Annotated in this window: 17 protein-coding genes; 16 read left to right on the forward strand and 1 reads right to left on the reverse strand. The window is 68.1% G+C overall.

Annotated features, from left to right (window positions below; all coding sequences use genetic code 11):
* Positions 1 to 344 precede the first annotated feature (344 nt).
* From ABE473_RS03625 to xth, 4 genes are all read left to right on the forward strand, one after another.
* Complete coding sequence (locus tag ABE473_RS03625; RefSeq protein ID WP_346488537.1) at positions 345 to 1,772, forward strand: DcaP family trimeric outer membrane transporter; 1,428 nt, start codon at positions 345 to 347, stop codon at positions 1,770 to 1,772.
* A gap of 66 nt (positions 1,773 to 1,838) precedes the next feature.
* The gene (locus ABE473_RS03630; protein ID WP_346488538.1) at positions 1,839 to 3,494 is read left to right on the forward strand and encodes an MFS transporter; all 1,656 of its coding nucleotides are present in this window, start codon (positions 1,839 to 1,841) and stop codon (positions 3,492 to 3,494) included.
* A gap of 247 nt (positions 3,495 to 3,741) precedes the next feature.
* On the forward strand, positions 3,742 to 5,157 hold the full coding sequence (locus ABE473_RS03635) for a coniferyl aldehyde dehydrogenase (RefSeq protein WP_346488539.1): 1,416 nt from the start codon (positions 3,742 to 3,744) through the stop codon (positions 5,155 to 5,157).
* Between the two features lie 41 nt (positions 5,158 to 5,198).
* A complete protein-coding gene (xth, locus tag ABE473_RS03640) occupies positions 5,199 to 5,966 on the forward strand; it encodes an exodeoxyribonuclease III (RefSeq protein WP_346488540.1) in 768 nt (255 codons plus the stop codon).
* Positions 5,967 to 6,095: 129 nt separating this feature from the next.
* Here xth and ABE473_RS03645 read toward each other — a convergent pair whose 3' ends face one another.
* A complete protein-coding gene (locus tag ABE473_RS03645) occupies positions 6,096 to 6,347 on the reverse strand; it encodes a GlsB/YeaQ/YmgE family stress response membrane protein (protein ID WP_038685456.1) in 252 nt (83 codons plus the stop codon).
* 90 nt (positions 6,348 to 6,437) lie between these two features.
* On the opposite strand from ABE473_RS03645, the gene ABE473_RS03650 reads away from it, so the two are divergent.
* The 12 genes from ABE473_RS03650 (at position 6,438) to ABE473_RS03705 (ending at position 16,912) form a co-directional block, all read left to right on the forward strand.
* The gene (locus ABE473_RS03650; protein ID WP_346488541.1) at positions 6,438 to 7,037 is read left to right on the forward strand and encodes a 4'-phosphopantetheinyl transferase superfamily protein; all 600 of its coding nucleotides are present in this window, start codon (positions 6,438 to 6,440) and stop codon (positions 7,035 to 7,037) included.
* Positions 7,038 to 7,096: 59 nt separating this feature from the next.
* Positions 7,097 to 7,735 (forward strand): 16S rRNA (guanine(527)-N(7))-methyltransferase RsmG, encoded by a 639-nt coding sequence (gene rsmG / locus ABE473_RS03655; RefSeq protein WP_346488542.1) that lies wholly within the window; start codon positions 7,097 to 7,099, stop codon positions 7,733 to 7,735.
* A 201-nt stretch (positions 7,736 to 7,936) separates the two neighbouring features.
* The gene (locus ABE473_RS03660) at positions 7,937 to 8,734 is read left to right on the forward strand and encodes a ParA family protein (RefSeq protein WP_019185613.1); all 798 of its coding nucleotides are present in this window, start codon (positions 7,937 to 7,939) and stop codon (positions 8,732 to 8,734) included.
* On the forward strand, positions 8,734 to 9,657 hold the full coding sequence (locus ABE473_RS03665) for a ParB/RepB/Spo0J family partition protein (RefSeq protein ID WP_179459690.1): 924 nt from the start codon (positions 8,734 to 8,736) through the stop codon (positions 9,655 to 9,657). The genes ABE473_RS03660 and ABE473_RS03665 overlap by 1 nt, the downstream gene beginning before the upstream one ends.
* Positions 9,658 to 9,692: 35 nt before the next feature.
* A complete protein-coding gene (locus tag ABE473_RS03670; protein WP_019185615.1) occupies positions 9,693 to 10,001 on the forward strand; it encodes a helix-hairpin-helix domain-containing protein in 309 nt (102 codons plus the stop codon).
* Positions 10,002 to 10,086: 85 nt separating this feature from the next.
* Positions 10,087 to 11,052 (forward strand): SDR family NAD(P)-dependent oxidoreductase, encoded by a 966-nt coding sequence (locus ABE473_RS03675; protein ID WP_346488543.1) that lies wholly within the window; start codon positions 10,087 to 10,089, stop codon positions 11,050 to 11,052.
* 87 nt (positions 11,053 to 11,139) lie between these two features.
* Entirely contained in the window at positions 11,140 to 11,862 is a 723-nt protein-coding gene (locus ABE473_RS03680; RefSeq protein WP_346488544.1) for a glycosyltransferase family 2 protein, read from the forward strand.
* Positions 11,862 to 12,203: a lipid-A-disaccharide synthase N-terminal domain-containing protein gene (locus ABE473_RS03685; RefSeq protein WP_179459693.1), complete on the forward strand. Its 342-nt coding sequence runs from the start codon at positions 11,862 to 11,864 to the stop codon at positions 12,201 to 12,203. The genes ABE473_RS03680 and ABE473_RS03685 overlap by 1 nt, the downstream gene beginning before the upstream one ends.
* Before the next feature lie 119 nt (positions 12,204 to 12,322).
* A complete protein-coding gene (locus ABE473_RS03690) occupies positions 12,323 to 14,110 on the forward strand; it encodes a DUF885 family protein (protein WP_346488545.1) in 1,788 nt (595 codons plus the stop codon).
* A 100-nt stretch (positions 14,111 to 14,210) separates the two neighbouring features.
* Positions 14,211 to 14,591, forward strand: coding sequence for a DUF2946 family protein (locus ABE473_RS03695; RefSeq protein WP_346488546.1), 381 nt, complete (start codon positions 14,211 to 14,213; stop codon positions 14,589 to 14,591).
* A gap of 54 nt (positions 14,592 to 14,645) precedes the next feature.
* Positions 14,646 to 15,926 carry a TolC family protein gene (locus ABE473_RS03700; protein ID WP_346488547.1) on the forward strand — a complete coding sequence of 427 codons (1,281 nt, stop codon included), beginning with the start codon at positions 14,646 to 14,648 and terminating at the stop codon, positions 15,924 to 15,926.
* Positions 15,923 to 16,912, forward strand: coding sequence for an efflux RND transporter periplasmic adaptor subunit (locus ABE473_RS03705; protein ID WP_346488548.1), 990 nt, complete (start codon positions 15,923 to 15,925; stop codon positions 16,910 to 16,912). The genes ABE473_RS03700 and ABE473_RS03705 overlap by 4 nt, the downstream gene beginning before the upstream one ends.
* Positions 16,913 to 16,946: the final 34 nt, after the last annotated feature.

Raw genomic sequence — 16,946 nt, forward strand, 5'->3', positions numbered from 1 at the left:
CTCAGTTTGCCGCATCCACCCGCCTGCGCGGTATCGGGGTGGTTAGACCATGGTCGAACGCCGAACGCCCTGATGGGACACGGCCGGGGACCCCGATGGCTCATGACCGTTCGCTGCGGTAGCTCACGACCGTTGGTCGTGAGGCGCTGCGTACCGATCAACGGTCGGTACCTGCACGGTGCCTTCGGCACCTGCCGGTCGCCTGCCGGCGCCCGGGTCGTACTCGCCCCCGGGGGGGCGAGTACGACTAATGGCCAATAGCTTCGGTGCGTCAACGCGCCGCACCCTCGGGTCGACCGTGCCCCATGCGCGGCATCACCTTGCCACCCGGGAGAGAGGGCAACATGAGCCACCGTTTGCTGAGGACGACACGCCGGCCGTTGGCCGCCGCCATGTTCGTCGCATTGATCGCGCCAGGCATGGCGTTCGCCGAAACCGCCAAAGAGAAAGCGCTGGAAGCCCGCGTCGTGGAGCTGGAGCGCCAGGTCCAGCTGCTGCTGTCCAACCAGCAGCAACAGCAGGCCCAGATCAGCCAGGCCCAGACCGAGGTCACTGCCGTGCGCACGGTCCAGGCGCAGCAGCCGGTGGCTGCCACGGTGCCGGCCGGCAAGCAGCCGATCCAGGTCACCACCATCACCCCGGGCGCTGCGCCGGGTACCACGGTCAAGATCGGCGGCTTCATCAAGGCCGATTTCCTGGCCACCCAGACCGGCGACGGCCAGCTGGCCGACGATGCCACCGGCCGCGCGCTGTACCTGCCGGGCCAGACCCCGGTGGCCGGTGCCGGCGGCAGCGGTGAGCGTTCGGACGTGGACTACAACGCCCACGCCAAGTTCTCGCGCTTCAACCTGGGCATCGACAATGTCAGCGAGGCCGGCAACAAGTCCGGTGCGTTCTTCGAGATGGACTTCTTCGGCAACTCGCTGGGCAACCAGACCGCGACCAATACCTACGGCGTGACCCTGCGTCATGCGTACATGTACTGGAACAACTGGATGGCCGGCCAGACCTGGTCCAACTTCATGGACGCGGCCTCGCTGCCGGAAGCCGCCGACTTCGTCGGCCCGACCGACGGCGTGATCTTCGTGCGCCAGGCCCAGATCCGCTACACCCAGGGCGGCTTCAGCGTCGCGCTGGAAAACCCGGAGACCACGCTGCTCACCGGCGCCCGCAATCCGGTCACCGGTGCGTGGACCAACGTGGCCAGCAACTCCGATCGCGGCGCATTGCCCGACCTGACCCTGCGCTATGGCTGGAAGGGTGACTGGGGCACCTTCGGCGTCGGCGGCGTGGTCCGCCAGCTGAAGGTCGACAACCAGATCAGCGGTGCCGACGCGGACAAAATCGGCGGCGGCCTCACCCTGGGTGGCAAGTGGGTGATGGGCGACACCGACACGCTGCACTACCAGGTCACCGGCGGCGAAGGCATCGCGCGCTACATCGGCCTGGGCGTCACCGCCGATACCGCGTATGACATCGCCCGCGACGAACTCAACCCGACCGGCGTGCTGGCCGGCTACGTGGGCTGGCGCCACGCCTTCACCCCGAAGCTGCGCACCAACCTGATCTACGCGCGCAGCGATTACGACAACGACGGCAGCCTCGGCCCGCTGGTCACCAAGAGCGTGCAGAGCATCCGCGGCAACGTGTTCTACACGCCGATGCCCAAGGTCGATGTCGGCGCCGAGCTGATGTACGGCGTGCGCGAGATCGAGGATGGCCGCAAGGGCGATATCAGCCGCCTGCAGTTCACGACCAAATACAGCTTCTAAAACAGAAAACGCGTGCCGGCGTACAGCCGGCACACCACCACGATTGCTTCGGAGGGGAAGCGTCCCATGTCAACAACACCTGCACCGGCGAAAGCCCAACTCACCCAGGGACACAAGAAGGTCATCTTCGCGTCCAGCCTGGGTACCGTCTTCGAGTGGTACGACTTCTTCCTGTACGGCTCGCTCGCCGCGATCATCGCCAAGCAGTTCTTCAGCGGCGTCAATGAAACCACGGGCATGATCTTCGCCCTGCTGGCGTTCGCGGCCGGCTTCTTCGTGCGTCCGTTCGGCGCGGCGTTCTTCGGCAGCCTCGGCGACCGCATCGGCCGCAAGTACACCTTCCTGGTCACGATCCTGATCATGGGCATCTCGACCTTCCTGGTCGGCGTGCTGCCCAACTACGCCTCGATCGGCTTTGCCGCACCGGTGATCCTGATCATCCTGCGCCTGGCCCAGGGCCTGGCGATGGGCGGCGAGTACGGTGGCGCGGCCACCTACGTCGCCGAGCATGCACCGGCCGACAAGCGTGGCCTGTACACCAGCTTCATCCAGTGCACCGCGACGCTCGGCCTGTTCATGTCGCTGCTGATCATCCTGGCCTGCCGCTACTTCCTGGGCAATGAAGCGTTCGAAGCCTGGGGCTGGCGCATTCCGTTCCTGGTCTCGATCGTGCTGCTGGGTGTGTCGGTGTGGATCCGTCTGCAGCTGAGCGAATCCCCGCTGTTCCAGCAGATGAAGGCTGAAGGCAAGGGCTCCAAGACCCCGTTCCGTGACAGCCTCAAGGACGGCAACCTCAAGCTGATGCTGCTGGTCCTGCTCGGCGCCGCAGCCGGCCAGGCCGTGGTGTGGTACGGCGGCCAGTTCTACGCACTGTTCTTCCTGAGCAGCATGCTCAAGGTCGACGCCACCACCTCCTACCTGCTGATCGCCGCCGCGCTTGCACTGGGCGTACCGTTCTTCATCTTCTTCGGCTGGCTGTCCGACCGTATCGGCCGCAAGAAGATCATCCTCGCCGGCTGCCTGTTGGCGGCCATCACCTACATCCCGATCTTCAAGGGCCTGACCCACTTCGCCAATCCGGCGATCGAAGAAGCGCGCACCAATTCGCCGGCGCTGGTCAATGCCGATCCGAATACCTGTTCGTTCCAGTTCGATCCGGTCGGCATGCGCAAGTTCACCAGCTCCTGCGACGTGGCCACCGCGGCCCTGACCAAGGCTGGCGTGCCGTATGAAGTGCAGCCGGCACCGGCCGGTTCGCTGGCGGTGGTCAACGTGGGCACCTCCAAAGTGACCTCGTTCGAGGCCGCCGGCCTGACCAAGGATGAGCTCAAGGCCAAGGGCGATGCCTTCGGCGGGGAGCTCAAGGGTGCCTTGGCTGCGGCGGGCTACCCGGCCAAGGCCGACAACGCACGCATCAACATCCCGGGCACGATCTTCATGCTGTGGCTGCTGGTGCTGTACGTGACCATGGTCTACGGCCCGATCGCCGCCTACCTGGTCGAGCTGTTCCCGACCCGCATCCGCTACACCTCGATGTCGCTGCCGTACCACATCGGCAACGGTTGGTTCGGTGGCTTCCTGCCGGCGATTTCCTTCGCGCTGGTGGCCGGTACCGGCAACCTCTACTACGGCCTGTGGTACCCGATCATCATCGCGTTGATGACGGTCGTGGTCGGTGGCCTGTTCCTGCATGAAACCAAGGATGTGGACATCACCAAGTAACGGTGATCGCCACGGCATGACGAAGGGGCCGCGATGCGAATCGCGGCCCCTTCTGTTTCCGAGGGTAGAGCCGGCCGCTGGCCGGCTCCCGATCAATCGACGGCGACGCGTGCGAGGTTTTTTTTGGGGGGGTAGCGGGGGCGGCGGGCGGGCTCCCTACATTGCCCGGGCGCGGGGGGGGTGGTTCCCGGCCCGCGCCCCCCACGACCGATCCCGCCATCACGCAGCCTGCCGCTATAGTCGGGCCATGAGCGATGCCCACACCGATCCCGCCGCGCTTCCCGCGATCCTGCACGCCCTGCGTACCGCCTGGCAGGCCAATCGCCCGACGCTGGAACAGCGCCGCAGTGACCTGCAGCGCCTGCGCGCGGCCCTCAAGGCCCGCCTGCCGGAGATGGCGGCCGCGATCTCGGCCGACTTCGGCCACCGCTCCACCCACGAATCGCTGATCGCCGATGGCATGACCGTACTCGGTGATATCGATCATCTGTGCGGCAATCTGCGCGGCTGGATGCGACCGCGTCGGGTCGGTGTCGGCTGGCGGTTCTGGCCGGCACGTGCGCAGACCCGGCCGGTGCCGCTGGGCGTGGTCGGGGTGATCTCGCCGTGGAACTATCCGGTCAACCTGGCGCTCATCCCGCTGGCGACCGCGATCGCCGCCGGCAACCACGTGATCCTCAAGCCGTCCGAGCACACGCCGCGCACCAGTGCATTCCTGCATAGCCTGCTGGCCGAGGTGTTCCCGTCGGATCGCGTGGCGGTCGTGCAGGGCGATGGAGACCTCGCCAGTGCCGTGGCCGGGTCGCCGCTGGACCACCTGGTGTTCACCGGCTCCACCACCATCGGCCGCAAGGTCATGGCGGCGGCCGCCGAGCACCTGACCCCGCTGACCCTCGAACTCGGCGGTAAATCCCCCGCCATCGTCTGCAGCGATTACCCGCTGGACAAGGCCGCCGCGCGCCTGGCCACCGGCAAGTTCTTCAATGCCGGGCAGACCTGCATCGCGCCGGACTACGTGCTGATCGACGGCCATCGCCAGCGCGAACTGGTGCAGCAGCTGCAGATCCAGGTGCAGGCGCGCTATGGCGATTTCAGCGACACCGCGGATTACACCCGCATCATCCACGAGGGCCAGTACCAGCGGCTGCGCGGCTATCTCGAGGAGGCCCGCGCGCGGGGCGTTCCGGTGATCGAACTGGCCACCGTCGATCCTGAGCGTGCCCAGCGCGAACGGCTGATCGTGCCGACCATCGTGCTCGATCCGCCGGCCGATCTGGCCCTGATGCGCGAAGAGATCTTCGGTCCGATCCTGCCCGTCTGCGCGTATCCGGATCTGGACGCTGCCATCGCGGACGTGCAGTCACGTGACCGTCCGTTGGCGCTGTACGTTTTCAGTCACGAACGTACGCAGGTGGAACGGGTGCTGGCGCAGGTCGTGGCCGGCGGCGTCACCGTCAACGACACGCTGCTGCATTTCGCGGTCAATGGGCTGCCGTTCGGCGGCGTTGGCCCGAGCGGCATGGGCGCGTACCACGCGCGTGCCGGCTTCGATGCGATGAGCAAGCAGCTGCCGATCCTGTGGCAGTCGCGCTGGGCCGCCAGCGATCTGCTCAAGCCGCCGTATTCGAAGATCGCCGGGATGTTGAAGATGATGGTGCGGTAGGGGCCGCCGACGAAGGCGCGCCCCACAGGTAGAATGCCCGCATGAAAATCGCCTCCTGGAACGTCAACTCGCTCAACGTGCGCCTGCCGCACCTGGAACAATGGCTCACGGCGTTCGCGCCGGACGTGGTCGGCATCCAGGAAACCAAGATGGAGGACCACAAGTTCCCCGATACGGTGCTGGCCGGGCTGGGCTACCGCAGCGTGTTCGCCGGGCAGAAGACCTACAACGGCGTCGCGCTGCTCTCGCGCGAACCGGCGCAGGACGTGCAGATCGGCATTCCCGGCTTCGAGGATGAGCAGAAGCGCGCCATCGCCGGGACCGTCAACGGCGTGCGCATCATCAATCTGTACGTGGTCAACGGCCAGGACGTGGGCACCGACAAGTACGCCTACAAGCTGCGCTGGCTCGAGGCCGTGCACGCCTGGGTCGAGGCCGAGCTGGCCAGGTACCCGGAGCTGGTGGTGATGGGCGACTTCAACATCGCGCCCGATGCCCGCGACGTGCACGACCCGCTGGTCTGGAACGAGAACCACATCCTGACCTCCACCGCCGAGCGCGGCGCCCTGAACAAGCTGCTGCAGCTGGGCCTGCACGATGCCTTCCGCCTGCACAGCGAGGAAGAAGGCGTGTTCAGCTGGTGGGACTACCGGGCGGCCGGCTTCCGCCGCAACCTGGGCCTGCGCATCGACCTGACCCTGGTCTCCGACGCGCTCAAGGCGCGCGCGCTGGCCTCCGGCATCGACCGCGAACCGCGTACCTGGGACCGCCCCAGCGACCACGCCCCGGCGTGGGTAACGCTGGCGTAGTGCCGGCCGCTGGCCGGCTCATGAGGGACCCGCAGTGCGTGGGGTGCCGGCCCGCGGCCGGCACTACGCCATAATCAACAAGGCCCGGCAGTGCCGGGCCTTGTTGATCGAACGAAGTACGTGAGCGCGTCAGCGGACGCTTCGACGCGTAAACAGGTTCACGATCGCGAGCAGGATGACGGCACCGATCAGCGAGAACAGGAACGTACGGATGGTGATTGCTTCATTGATGCCACCGCCGAACAGCCAACCGGCCAGCAGTGCGCCGATGATGCCGACCACGATGTTGAGGATGATGCCTTGCTGCGCGTCCCGCTTCATGATGATGCTGGCAAGCCAGCCCACGATGCCGCCGACGATCAACCAGATGATGATGCCCATAGCGTTGACTCCCTCTGTGCGGTTGCAACCTGTGCAGTTGACGGCACACCCCGTGAAGTCGTCGTGCAGCCGCGATGGCGGGGGCGTGGCATGAGCCTGCCGGCCACCCTCGATGGCCCCTGGCGCTTCGGCCCGGTCACGGTCTGGCGCCTGCCGCACGTGGTGGGGACCCGTGGCGAGCCACAGGCCAGGGTGCTGCTGGCCGGGCAGCTGGGTGGCGAACCGGAGGACCTGCCGCTGCAGCGCGACCCGCGTGGCCGGCCGGAGCTGCATGGCCCGCTGGCGCATGTGGGCACCGGCTGGAGCCACAGCCACGGGCTGCTGCTGGTCGCCCTGGGCGAGGGGGTCCGGCTCGGGGTGGACCTGGAGCCGCTGCGCCCGCGTCCGCGGATGCTGGAGATCGTCCAGCGCTTCTTCCACCCGGCCGAGATCGCCTGGCTGGAGTCGCTGGACGGGCCCGCCCGCAACCACTGGTTCTTCCGCGTGTGGTGCGCCAAGGAAGCGCTGCTCAAGGCGCAGGGGCAGGGCATCTCGTTCGGCCTGCACCGGCTGCAGCTCGCGCCGGGCATCGATGGTGGCCTGCATCTGGCCTGGTGCGACCCCGAACTCGGGCCTGCCGAGCGCTGGCACCTGCATGAGTGGCAGGCGGCCGATGATTTCCGGGCCGCGCTGGCGTTCCATGCCCTGTAATGGATGCCAGTCGTCTCCGGGCGCCGCTGCCGCTGCAGGCAAGATGCGATAATCACGGCATGACTGATCACACACTTCCGTCCGGCGTGGCCGACGCGCTGGAGCGCGGGCTGTCGGCGATGGGCCTGGAGGCCGCGTTGGCACCGCCGCTGCTGACCTACCTGACCCTGCTGGACCGCTGGAACCGTACCTACAACCTGACCGCGATCCGCGACCCGCTGGAGATGGTCACCCGCCATCTGCTCGACTCGCTGGCGATGCAGCCCTACCTGGAGACCGGCACCCTGGCCGACCTGGGGACCGGCCCCGGGCTGCCGGGCATTCCGCTGGCGATCGCGCGCCCGCAGCTGCAGGTGACCCTGGTCGAGAGCAACGGCAAGAAGGCCCGCTTCATGCGCGAGGCCGTGCGCCAGCTGGGCCTGGGCAATGCCCGCGTGGCCGAGTCGCGCGCCGAGGCGCTGGCCGAACCGGCCGCGTATGACCACCTGACCGCGCGCGCGATGGACACCCTGGCCGGGATCATCCGGGTCGGTGGGCATCTGCTGCGCCCCGGTGGCCGCCTGCTGGCGATGAAAGGCGTGTACCCGCACGACGAGATCGCGCAGCTGCCGGCCGGTTGGTCGGTGGAGAAGGTGGTGCCGCTGAGCGTCCCCGGGTTGACCGGTGAGCGCCATCTGGTGGTGGTCACCGGCCCGTGAGCCGGTGACTTCACTGCCCGCATCGCCTGTCCCACGGTCGTCCTGCGCCTCTCCCGGCCTGGCCCTGCGCCGCGCCGCCGGCGTGCCCGTGGGCGCGGCTGCGGCATTGCGGCGCGTGCCTGCCGCGCATCTCACAGTGCATGACACGCGCCATATACGCATAATGACCAGTCCCACTCCCTGCCGATGAGGCTCACCCGCATGGCCCGCATCATCGCCATCGCCAACCAGAAAGGTGGCGTCGGCAAGACCACGACCGCCGTCAATCTGGCCGCCTCCCTGGCTGCTGCACCCAAGCGCGTGCTTCTTGTCGACCTCGATTCCCAAGGCAATGCGACCATGGGCAGCGGCGTGGACAAGCGTGAAGTCGCCGCGTCCACCTGTGACCTGCTGCTGGGCGAAAGCACTGCGGCCGAGGTCCGGGTCAAGACGCCGGAAGGCTTCGACCTGCTCCCGGGCAACATCGACCTGACCGCCGCCGAGATCCAGCTGATGGACCAGAGCGAGCGCGAGCAGCGCCTCAAGCGCGCGCTGGCCCCGATCCGCGACGAATACGACTACATCCTGATCGACTGCCCGCCGGCGCTGTCGCTGCTGACGCTCAACGCGCTGGCCGCCGCCGACTCGGTGATCGTGCCGATGCAGTGCGAGTACTACGCGCTGGAAGGCCTGAGCGCGCTGGTGGAAACCATCGAAGCGCTGCGCGCCAACCTCAATCCCGCGCTGGAGATCGAGGGCGTGCTGCGCACCATGTTCGATGTGCGCAACAACCTGGCCAACGCCGTGTCGGCCGAGCTGACCGAGCACTTCGGCGAGCAGGTGTTCCGCACCATCGTGCCGCGCAACGTGCGCCTGGCCGAGGCGCCCAGCCATGGCCAGAGCATCGTCGGCTACGACCGTGCCTCGCGCGGTGGCGTTGCCTATCTCGGCCTGGCCGGCGAGATCATCCGTCGCAACAACCAACGCAAGAAGGCCGACAAGGCCATGGAGACCGCCTGATGAGCACCAAGCCTGCCCTTGGCAAGAAACGCGGCCTCGGCCGTGGCCTCGACGCGCTGTTGGGGCCCAAGGGGGCGGTGACACAGGTGCAGGCAGCAGCGGTGGTCGAGCCGCAGCCGGGTGAAATCCTGCGCAAGCTGCCGGTCGGCCACCTGCAGCCGGGCAAGTACCAGCCGCGCCGCGACATGGACGAGACCAAGCTCGGCGAGCTGGCCGAGTCGATCAAGTCGCAGGGCGTGATCCAGCCGATCCTGGTCCGCCAGCTTGGCGCGGACCGCTTCGAGATCGTGGCCGGCGAACGCCGTTGGCGCGCTTCGCAGTTGGCCGGCCTGGATGAAGTGCCGGTGGTGGTGCGCGAGCTGGAAGACCGCACCGTCATCGCGATGGCGCTGATCGAGAACATCCAGCGCGAAGACCTCAACCCGCTTGAAGAAGCCGAAGCGCTGCAGCGGCTGATCACCGAATTCGCGCTGACCCACGCCGAGGCCGCGCAGGCCGTTGGCCGCTCGCGTGCGGCGGTCTCCAACCTGCTGCGCCTGCTCGAGCTGCCGATCGCGATCCGCCTGCTGCTGGAAACCCGCCGGCTGGAAATGGGCCATGCCCGCGCGCTGCTGACGCTGGCGCCGGAACTGGCCAGCAAGCTGGCCCAGGAAGCGGCCGACCAGGGCTGGTCGGTGCGCGAAGTCGAGCACCGCGCGCAGCAGTTCGCCGCTGGAAAGGTGCCGGGCGCGCTGCGCAAGAAACCCGCGGCCGCCGCGCCGCAGGCCGACATCGCCTCGCTGGAAACCGAACTGTCCGAGTCGCTGGGCGCCCGCGTGGCGATCAACCACGGCCGTGGCGGCAAGGGCAAGCTGATCATCCATTACACCGACCTGGACACGCTGGATGGCGTGCTCGACCGACTTCGCGCACAGAAGGGCTGAGTCCCCCGCAGGCGTCAGAGGATTCCCCCCAAGCAATGAACCCCACCAAGGTCGACCGCAACCATCTGTTGCGTCTGACCGACCTGCCGAATGTCGGGCCGGCCTGTGAGAAAGATCTCCGTCTGATCGGCATCCGCGTGCCAGCGCACCTGCGCGGTCGCGATGCCTATGACATGTACGCACAGCTGTGTCTGCGCACCGGCGTGATGCACGACCCCTGCGTGATCGATGTGTTCCTGTCGGTGCTGCGTTTCATGCAGGGCGAGGCGCCGCGGCCGTGGTGGGATTTCAGCAAGGAACGCAAGGCCACCCTGGCCAAGGAAGCGCCGCTCAGCCTCTGGTGAGGTGGCCACCGGGATGCGCGGATCGCCACGCGTGCATCCCGGGAAAGCACTGTATCGATACGTGGCGGTACGACGGGCGGACCCCATGACGATTCTCGTGACCGGCGCAGCCGGTTTCATCGGCGCCAACACCTGCAAGGCCCTGCTCGCGCGCGGTGAGCGCGTCGTCGGCCTGGACAACTACAATGACTACTACGATCCGCAGATCAAGCGCGATCGCGTGGCCGCGCTGTGCCCGCAGGCCGACATCCGCGTGCTCGACCTGACCGACCGCGAGGGCCTGGCCGCGCTGTTCGACGAGGTCCAGCCGACCCGGGTCATCCACCTGGCCGCGCAGGCCGGCGTGCGTTACTCGCTGGAAAATCCGCATGCCTACGTCGACAGCAACCTGACCGGCTTCGTCAACATGCTGGAGCTGTGCCGCCATCGCGGCGTCGCCCATCTGGTGTATGCCTCGAGCAGCTCGGTGTACGGCGATTCGGCCACCCCGCCGTTCTCCGAAGACCAGCGCATCGACAAGCCGCGCTCGCTGTACGCCGCGACCAAGGCCGCCAACGAGCTGATGGCCTACACCTACGCCCAGCTGTTCGGCCTGCATGCCACCGGCCTGCGCTTCTTCACCGTGTACGGCCCGTGGGGCCGCCCGGACATGGCACCGCTGCTGTTCTCGCGCGCGGTGCTGGCCGGCCGCCCGATCGAGGTCTTCAACGACGGAAAAATGCAGCGCGACTTCACACATGTCTCCGACATCGTGGACGGTATCCTCGGCGCGCTGGCGCATCCGTCCAGCGAGGTCGTTCCGCACCGCGTCTTCAATCTCGGCAATCACACGCCGATCGAGCTGGAGCACTTCATCGGTGTCATCGAGGCTGCCGCCGGACGCCCGGCGCAGAAGGTCTACAAGCCGATGCAGCCGGGCGACATGGTCCGCACCATGGCCGATACCACGCGGGCGCATGACGCTTTCGGCTACGAGCCGGCCATGCCGATCGAGCGCGGCCTGCCGCCGGTGGTGGCCTGGTGCCGCGATTATTTCGGTGCTCACGCCTGACACACACGCACCCATTCATCTTCGGATAACCTCGGGTGCGGAAAATGCGCGCTCTTTTTCGATCCTGGCCATTCGCAGAGTCCGACCATGAGCCAACCCCAGTTGTCGGTCGTCGTCCCGGTCTTCAATGAACGCGACAACGTCACGCCCCTGATCAACGAGATCACCACCGCACTGCGCGGACAGATCGAGTTCGAAATCGTCTATATCGACGACCATTCGCGCGACGACACCCTGGTGGTGCTGCAGTCCCTGAAGGCCACCACGTCCGAACTGCGGGTGCTGCACCACGTCACCCAGAGCGGGCAGAGCACCGCGGTGCGCAACGGCGTCAAGCACGCCCGCGCGCCCTGGATCGCGACCCTGGACGGTGACGGCCAGAACGACCCGGCCGACATCCCCAAGCTGCTTGCCGCGCGCGCGGCGGCCGCCAGCGAGGTGAAGCTGTTCGCCGGCTGGCGCGTGCACCGCCAGGATTCGGGCAGCAAGCGCTGGGCGAGCAAGTGGGCCAATGCGATCCGCGCGCGCATGCTGCGCGACGACACGCCCGATACCGGCTGCGGCATCAAGCTGTTCGAGCGTGCCGCGTTCCTGGACCTGCCGTATTTCGACCACATGCACCGCTACCTGCCGGCGCTGATGCAGCGTGCCGGCTGGAAGACGATCAGCGTGCCGGTCAATCACCGCCATCGCACCGCCGGTGTATCCAAGTACAACAACCTCGGCCGCGCCCTGGTCGGCATCCGCGACCTGCGCGGGGTCGCCTGGCTGATCACGCGCAGCAAGCGCACCGCCGTGGAAGAGCGCTGATGGAACTGCACTGGCTCGACCAGCCGCTGACCTGGCTGTACTGGACCGGCCTGCACGTCACGGGCTGGAAGCTGATCGGCTACACCGGCGCACTGATGTTCGGCGGCCGCTGGCTGGTCCAGTTCGTTGCCTCGCGCCGCGCCGGCAAGCCGGTGATCCCGCGCCTGTTCTGGTACATGAGCGTGGTCGGCAGCCTGATGACGCTGAGCTACTTCCTGTTCTCGGCCAAGCAGGACTCGGTGGGCGTGCTGCAGAACCTGTTCCCGGCGTTCACCGCGCTGTACAGCCTGAAGCTGGATATCGCGCACCGCGGATGGAAGCGGGACAAGGCCAGCCACTAGGGTGGATCCACGCCATGCGTGGATGCTCTTGGTGAAGCCGTGCAGGACCTTTGATCCATGCAGCGCCCGGCCGCTTGGTGCCATCATCGGGGTTTGCCGTCCCTCGGGAACCCCTGACCGTGAAATCACCGCTCGTTGCTGCGCTGCTGCTCGCCCTGGCCCTTCCTGCCGGCGCTGCCCTGGCCGCGCCTCCGGCTGCCCCGGCCGCCGCCCCGGCCAGCCTGGCCACTGAAGCTCCCGCCGATGCGCAGTTCCGCGCCATCTACGAGAAGGAGTGGGCCTGGCGCGAGGCTGGGGGGGGTGAAGCCAGTGAAGATGGCGACGGCCCGGCCAACGCCACCCGCATGCCGGATGTCGGCGCGGCCGCGCAGCAGGGACGCCTGAAGGTCTGGGACGACGTGCTGGCCCAGCTGGACAAGGTCGACACCCAGGCGCTCTCGGCCGAGAACCGGATCAACTACGCGATCTACCGCGACCAGGTGTTCAACCTGGCGGCCGATGTGCGCCTGCGCGGCTATGAGATGCCGTTCAATGCCGATTCCTCGTTCTGGTCCAACCTGTCCTTCATGGCGCGGCGCGAGATGAAGACCGCGCAGGACTACCGCAACTACATCGCGCGCCTGAACGATGTGCCGCGCTATTTCGACCAGCAGACCGAGAACATGCGCGCCGGCCTCAAGCGCGGTTTCAGCGTCCCGCGTGCGGTGCTCGATGGCCGCGAGGTGTCCATCGCCACCGTGTCCGAACTGAAGGACCCGACCCAGTCGCCGCTGTACGCACCGTTCAAGAAGCTGCCGGCCGGCATCCCGGCCGCCGAGCAGGCGCAGCTGCAGGAACAGGCCCGCCAGGCCATCGGCGGCAGCGTGGTGCCGGCCTTCGCCAAGCTGCGCACCTTCTTCGTCAGCGAGTACGTGCCGCAGGCGCGCACCACCCTGGCCGCCGAGGCGATGCCGGGCGGCAAGGCGTACTACAAGCAGCAGATCCACGAATACACCACGCTGGACCTGACCCCGCAGCAGATCCACGAGATCGGCCTGAAGGAAGTCGCGCGCATCCAGGCCGAGATGGACGGCATCATCAAGCAGGTCGAGTTCAAGGGCAGCTTCGCCGAATTCCTGACCTTCCTGCGCACCGATCCGCAGTTCTATGCCAAGACCCCGGACGAGCTGCTGCACCGCGCCGCCTGGATCTCCAAGCGCGTGGATGGCGTGATCGGCAAGTACATGACGCTGCCGCGCGCACGCTTCACCATCGTGCCGGTGCCGCCGGACATCGCCCCGTTCTGGACCGCGGGCCGCGGTGGCATGGGCACGTACTGGCTCAATACCTACAACCTCCCGGCTCGGCCGCTGTACAACCTGCCGGCACTGACCCTGCACGAGTCCGATCCGGGCCATGCGCTGCAGGGCGCGCTCGCGGCAGAGCAGGGCGAGCAGCCCGCGTTCCGTCGCAACAACTACATCTCCGCGTACGGCGAAGGCTGGGGCCTTTACTGCGAGAAGCTCGGCGTGGAGATGGGCATCTACGAAACCCCGTACGAGGATTTCGGCCGCCTGACCTACGAGATGTGGCGCGCCGCGCGCCTGGTGATCGATACGGGGGTGCACCACAAGGGCTGGACCCGCGAGCAGGCGCTGTCCTACCTGCGCGACCACACCGCGCTGAGCGAGCATGAAGTGACCACCGAAGTGGACCGCTACATCTCCTGGCCGGGCCAGGCGCTGAGCTACAAGCTCGGCGAGATCGCGATCGTGCGCCTGCGCACGCAGGCCGAGCAGGAGCTGGGCGACCGTTTTGACGTCAAGGCCTTCCACGACGCCGTGCTCAGCCAGGGCTCGGTGCCGCTGCCGGTGCTGGAGGAACAGATCCAGGCCTTCATCGCCCAGCGCAAGGCCGCGGCCAGCTGATCCGCGTGGGGGCCGGTCATCGTGCCGGCCCCCGCCAACGTGAACCACCGGACCGCGCTGCGATTGTGTAACGGCTTCGCACCCGGCTACCCTGCGGGCCATGTTCCGTCGTGCCCGCCCGCGTCCGTCCCTGCTGCTCCGCCTGCTGATGCTGGTGGTGGTCGGTGTGGGCGTGTTCGGCAGTTCGCTGGCCTCGGCCCTGGCCGACATCCACCTGACCGTGCACGCGGACAGCAGCGAGCTGCATGGCAGCCTGGACGACGCGGCGGCCGCTGCGCCAGGCGATGACGATGGCAACGACGACTGGCTGCATGCCCTGGTGCACTGCGGCCACTGCCATGGCCACGGCGGCGTGCTGCCGATGGCCGCGATGGCCTGGAGCCTGCCGGCTGCCCCCAGCCACGGTGTCCCTGCCGGGCTGATCGCGCAGCTGCGCTCGCAGCCGCCCGAGAACCTGCTGCGTCCCCCGATAGCGATCTGATGCCCTGCGGCCGCGCGCCGCCGTTTGCCATCTGATCGTTTTCTGGAGACTCCCATGTGGATGCGTCTGGCAGCCTTGGCTGCCATTGCGTTCGTGCCGTGCGTGTACGCACAGGGCACGACACCCGCCGTACCGTTGACCCTCGACGACGCCATCGCGCGCGTTGCCCAGTACCACCCCGACCTGCGCCTGGCGCAGGCCCAGCGCCCGGTGTGGGAAGCCCGCCGTGACGCGGCCGGGCTCCCGCCCCCGCTGATCCTGGGCGTGGAGCTGGAGAACGCGCTGGGCACCGGCGACAGCCGCGGCTTTGATGCGGCTGAAGCCACCGTCACCCTGGCCGGCGTGCTGGAGCGTGGCGGCAAGCTGGATGCCCGCCGCGCCGTGGCCCAGGCCAACCTGGACAGCCTGGCCCCGCAGCGCGAAACCGCGCGGCTGGACCTGATGGCCGAGGTCGCACGCCGCTATCTGGCGGTGACCGACGCGCGCCAGCAACTGCGCATCGCCGAGACCGATATCGAACAGCGCAGGCGCGCGGTCGCAGCCGCACGGCTGCGCCTGCAGGCCGGTGCCTCGCCGGAATCGGTGCTGATGACCGCCCAGGCGATGCTGGCCCAGGCCGAACTGGACCGCGATCGCGCCAAGCAGATGGACCAGTCCGCGCGTGCGGCGCTGTCGGCGTTGTGGCGCCAGCGCGATCCTGGCTTCGATGCCGTGACTGGCGACCCGATGCAGCTGCCCGCGCTGCAGGACTTCGCGGTGCTCGCCGACGCACTGCAGCGCACCCCGGAACTGGCCGTGCTGGCCGGCGAACGTCGCATCCGCGAGGCGCAGGTGCAGCTGGCCCGCACCCAGGCGCGGCCCGATGTCAGTTGGCAGGTCGGCGTGCGCAACAGCCGGGATACCCGCGACACCTCGTTGGTCGCGGGTTTCAGCCTGCCCTTGGGCAGCGTGCGCCGTGCCGGGCCGGAGATCCGCGCGGCGGAAGCCGAACTGGCGCTCAACAGCGTGGAGCGCGATGCGCGCGCACTGCAGCTGTACGCCACGCTCGCCGAAGCGCATGGCCGCTACCTGACCTCGCGGCTGGAAGTCACCCGCATGGGGCGCGATGTGCTGCCCCAGCTGCAGCGGGCCGAGAACGCTGCCGAGAAGGCCTGGCGTGCCGGCGCGATCAGTTACATGGAATGGGCCCAGCTGCAGGCGATGCGGATCGAGGCACGCCAGCGCCAGCTGGAAACGGCCATCGCCGCACAGACCGCCCTGATCGAAATCCAGCGCCTGACCGGCCAGAGCATGGTCGCCGCGACCGACACCGTGTCCACGGAGGACCGCCGATGACCGCTTACATGACCCGTACCCTGCTGGCCGGCAGCCTGTTGATCGCCCTGCTGGCACTCGCCGGCTGCGGCGGCACTGAGCCCACCGCGGTACCAGCCAAGGCAGCCGAAACGGATGCCGCCCATGGCGAGGCTGGGCACGACGATGACCACGACGATCACGACGCGCCGGAAAGCACTACCATCGCCGCGGCCATGGCCGAACAGGCCGGCATCCGCGTTGCGCCGGTCGTGGCCGGCACCATCGCCGACGAACACGAGGTGCAGGGCCTGTTGACCCCGGTCGATGGCCGCGTCGCCCAGGTGATGGCGCGCTTCCCCGGCCCGATCCGCTCGCTGCGCGCCAACGTCGGCGACCGCGTGCGCGCTGGCCAGGTGCTGGCCAGCATCGAGAGCAACCTCAGCCTCACCACCTACACCGTCAGCGCAACCATCGGCGGCGTGGTGCTCGCGCGCCAGGCCCAGGTCGGCGGCGTCGCCGGTGAGGGCACGCCGCTGTTCGAGATCGGCGATCTCTCGACCTTGTGGGTCGACCTGCATATCTTCGGCAACGACACCCAGCACATCACCGCGGGCGTGCCGGTCACGGTGTCGCGGATGACCGACGGCGTCAGCCAGGCCACCACGCTGGAACGCGTGCTGCCCGGCACCGCCACCGCCAGCCAGAGCACGGTCGCCCGCGCCACGCTGCGCAACGACGACGGTCAGTGGCGGCCCGGTGCCGCGGTCAAGGCGCGGATCGTCGTGGCCACCACACCGGCTGCGCAGGTGGTGCCGCTGAGCGCGCTGCAGACGATGGACGGCAAGGACGTGGTGTTCGTGCGCCAGGGCGATACCTATGCCGCGCGTGCGGTGACGCTGGGTGCGCGCGATGCGGGCAAGGTGGAAGTTCTCGATGGCCTGACCCTCGGCGAAGACGTCGTGGTCGAGCAGAGCTACGTGGTCAAGGCCGATATCGGCAAGGCAGGGGCATCGCATGAACATTGACGTGCTGCCGTGCCCCGCAGACGGAGGGCGCCCC

Origin of the sequence: Stenotrophomonas sp. TWI700, from assembly GCF_039673645.1 — a bacterium.
Taxonomy (GTDB): domain Bacteria; phylum Pseudomonadota; class Gammaproteobacteria; order Xanthomonadales; family Xanthomonadaceae; genus Stenotrophomonas; species Stenotrophomonas maltophilia_AA.

Coding starts and splice junctions, on each gene's coding strand:
- ABE473_RS03625 (WP_346488537.1), top strand. CDS start 345: ATGAGCCACCGTTTGCTGAGGACGACACGCCGGCCGTTGGCCGCCGCC.
- ABE473_RS03630 (WP_346488538.1), top strand. CDS start 1,839: ATGTCAACAACACCTGCACCGGCGAAAGCCCAACTCACCCAGGGACAC.
- ABE473_RS03635 (WP_346488539.1), top strand. CDS start 3,742: ATGAGCGATGCCCACACCGATCCCGCCGCGCTTCCCGCGATCCTGCAC.
- xth (WP_346488540.1), top strand. CDS start 5,199: ATGAAAATCGCCTCCTGGAACGTCAACTCGCTCAACGTGCGCCTGCCG.
- ABE473_RS03645 (WP_038685456.1), bottom strand. CDS start 6,347: ATGGGCATCATCATCTGGTTGATCGTCGGCGGCATCGTGGGCTGGCTT.
- ABE473_RS03650 (WP_346488541.1), top strand. CDS start 6,438: ATGAGCCTGCCGGCCACCCTCGATGGCCCCTGGCGCTTCGGCCCGGTC.
- rsmG (WP_346488542.1), top strand. CDS start 7,097: ATGACTGATCACACACTTCCGTCCGGCGTGGCCGACGCGCTGGAGCGC.
- ABE473_RS03660 (WP_019185613.1), top strand. CDS start 7,937: ATGGCCCGCATCATCGCCATCGCCAACCAGAAAGGTGGCGTCGGCAAG.
- ABE473_RS03665 (WP_179459690.1), top strand. CDS start 8,734: ATGAGCACCAAGCCTGCCCTTGGCAAGAAACGCGGCCTCGGCCGTGGC.
- ABE473_RS03670 (WP_019185615.1), top strand. CDS start 9,693: ATGAACCCCACCAAGGTCGACCGCAACCATCTGTTGCGTCTGACCGAC.
- ABE473_RS03675 (WP_346488543.1), top strand. CDS start 10,087: ATGACGATTCTCGTGACCGGCGCAGCCGGTTTCATCGGCGCCAACACC.
- ABE473_RS03680 (WP_346488544.1), top strand. CDS start 11,140: ATGAGCCAACCCCAGTTGTCGGTCGTCGTCCCGGTCTTCAATGAACGC.
- ABE473_RS03685 (WP_179459693.1), top strand. CDS start 11,862: ATGGAACTGCACTGGCTCGACCAGCCGCTGACCTGGCTGTACTGGACC.
- ABE473_RS03695 (WP_346488546.1), top strand. CDS start 14,211: ATGTTCCGTCGTGCCCGCCCGCGTCCGTCCCTGCTGCTCCGCCTGCTG.
- ABE473_RS03700 (WP_346488547.1), top strand. CDS start 14,646: ATGTGGATGCGTCTGGCAGCCTTGGCTGCCATTGCGTTCGTGCCGTGC.
- ABE473_RS03705 (WP_346488548.1), top strand. CDS start 15,923: ATGACCGCTTACATGACCCGTACCCTGCTGGCCGGCAGCCTGTTGATC.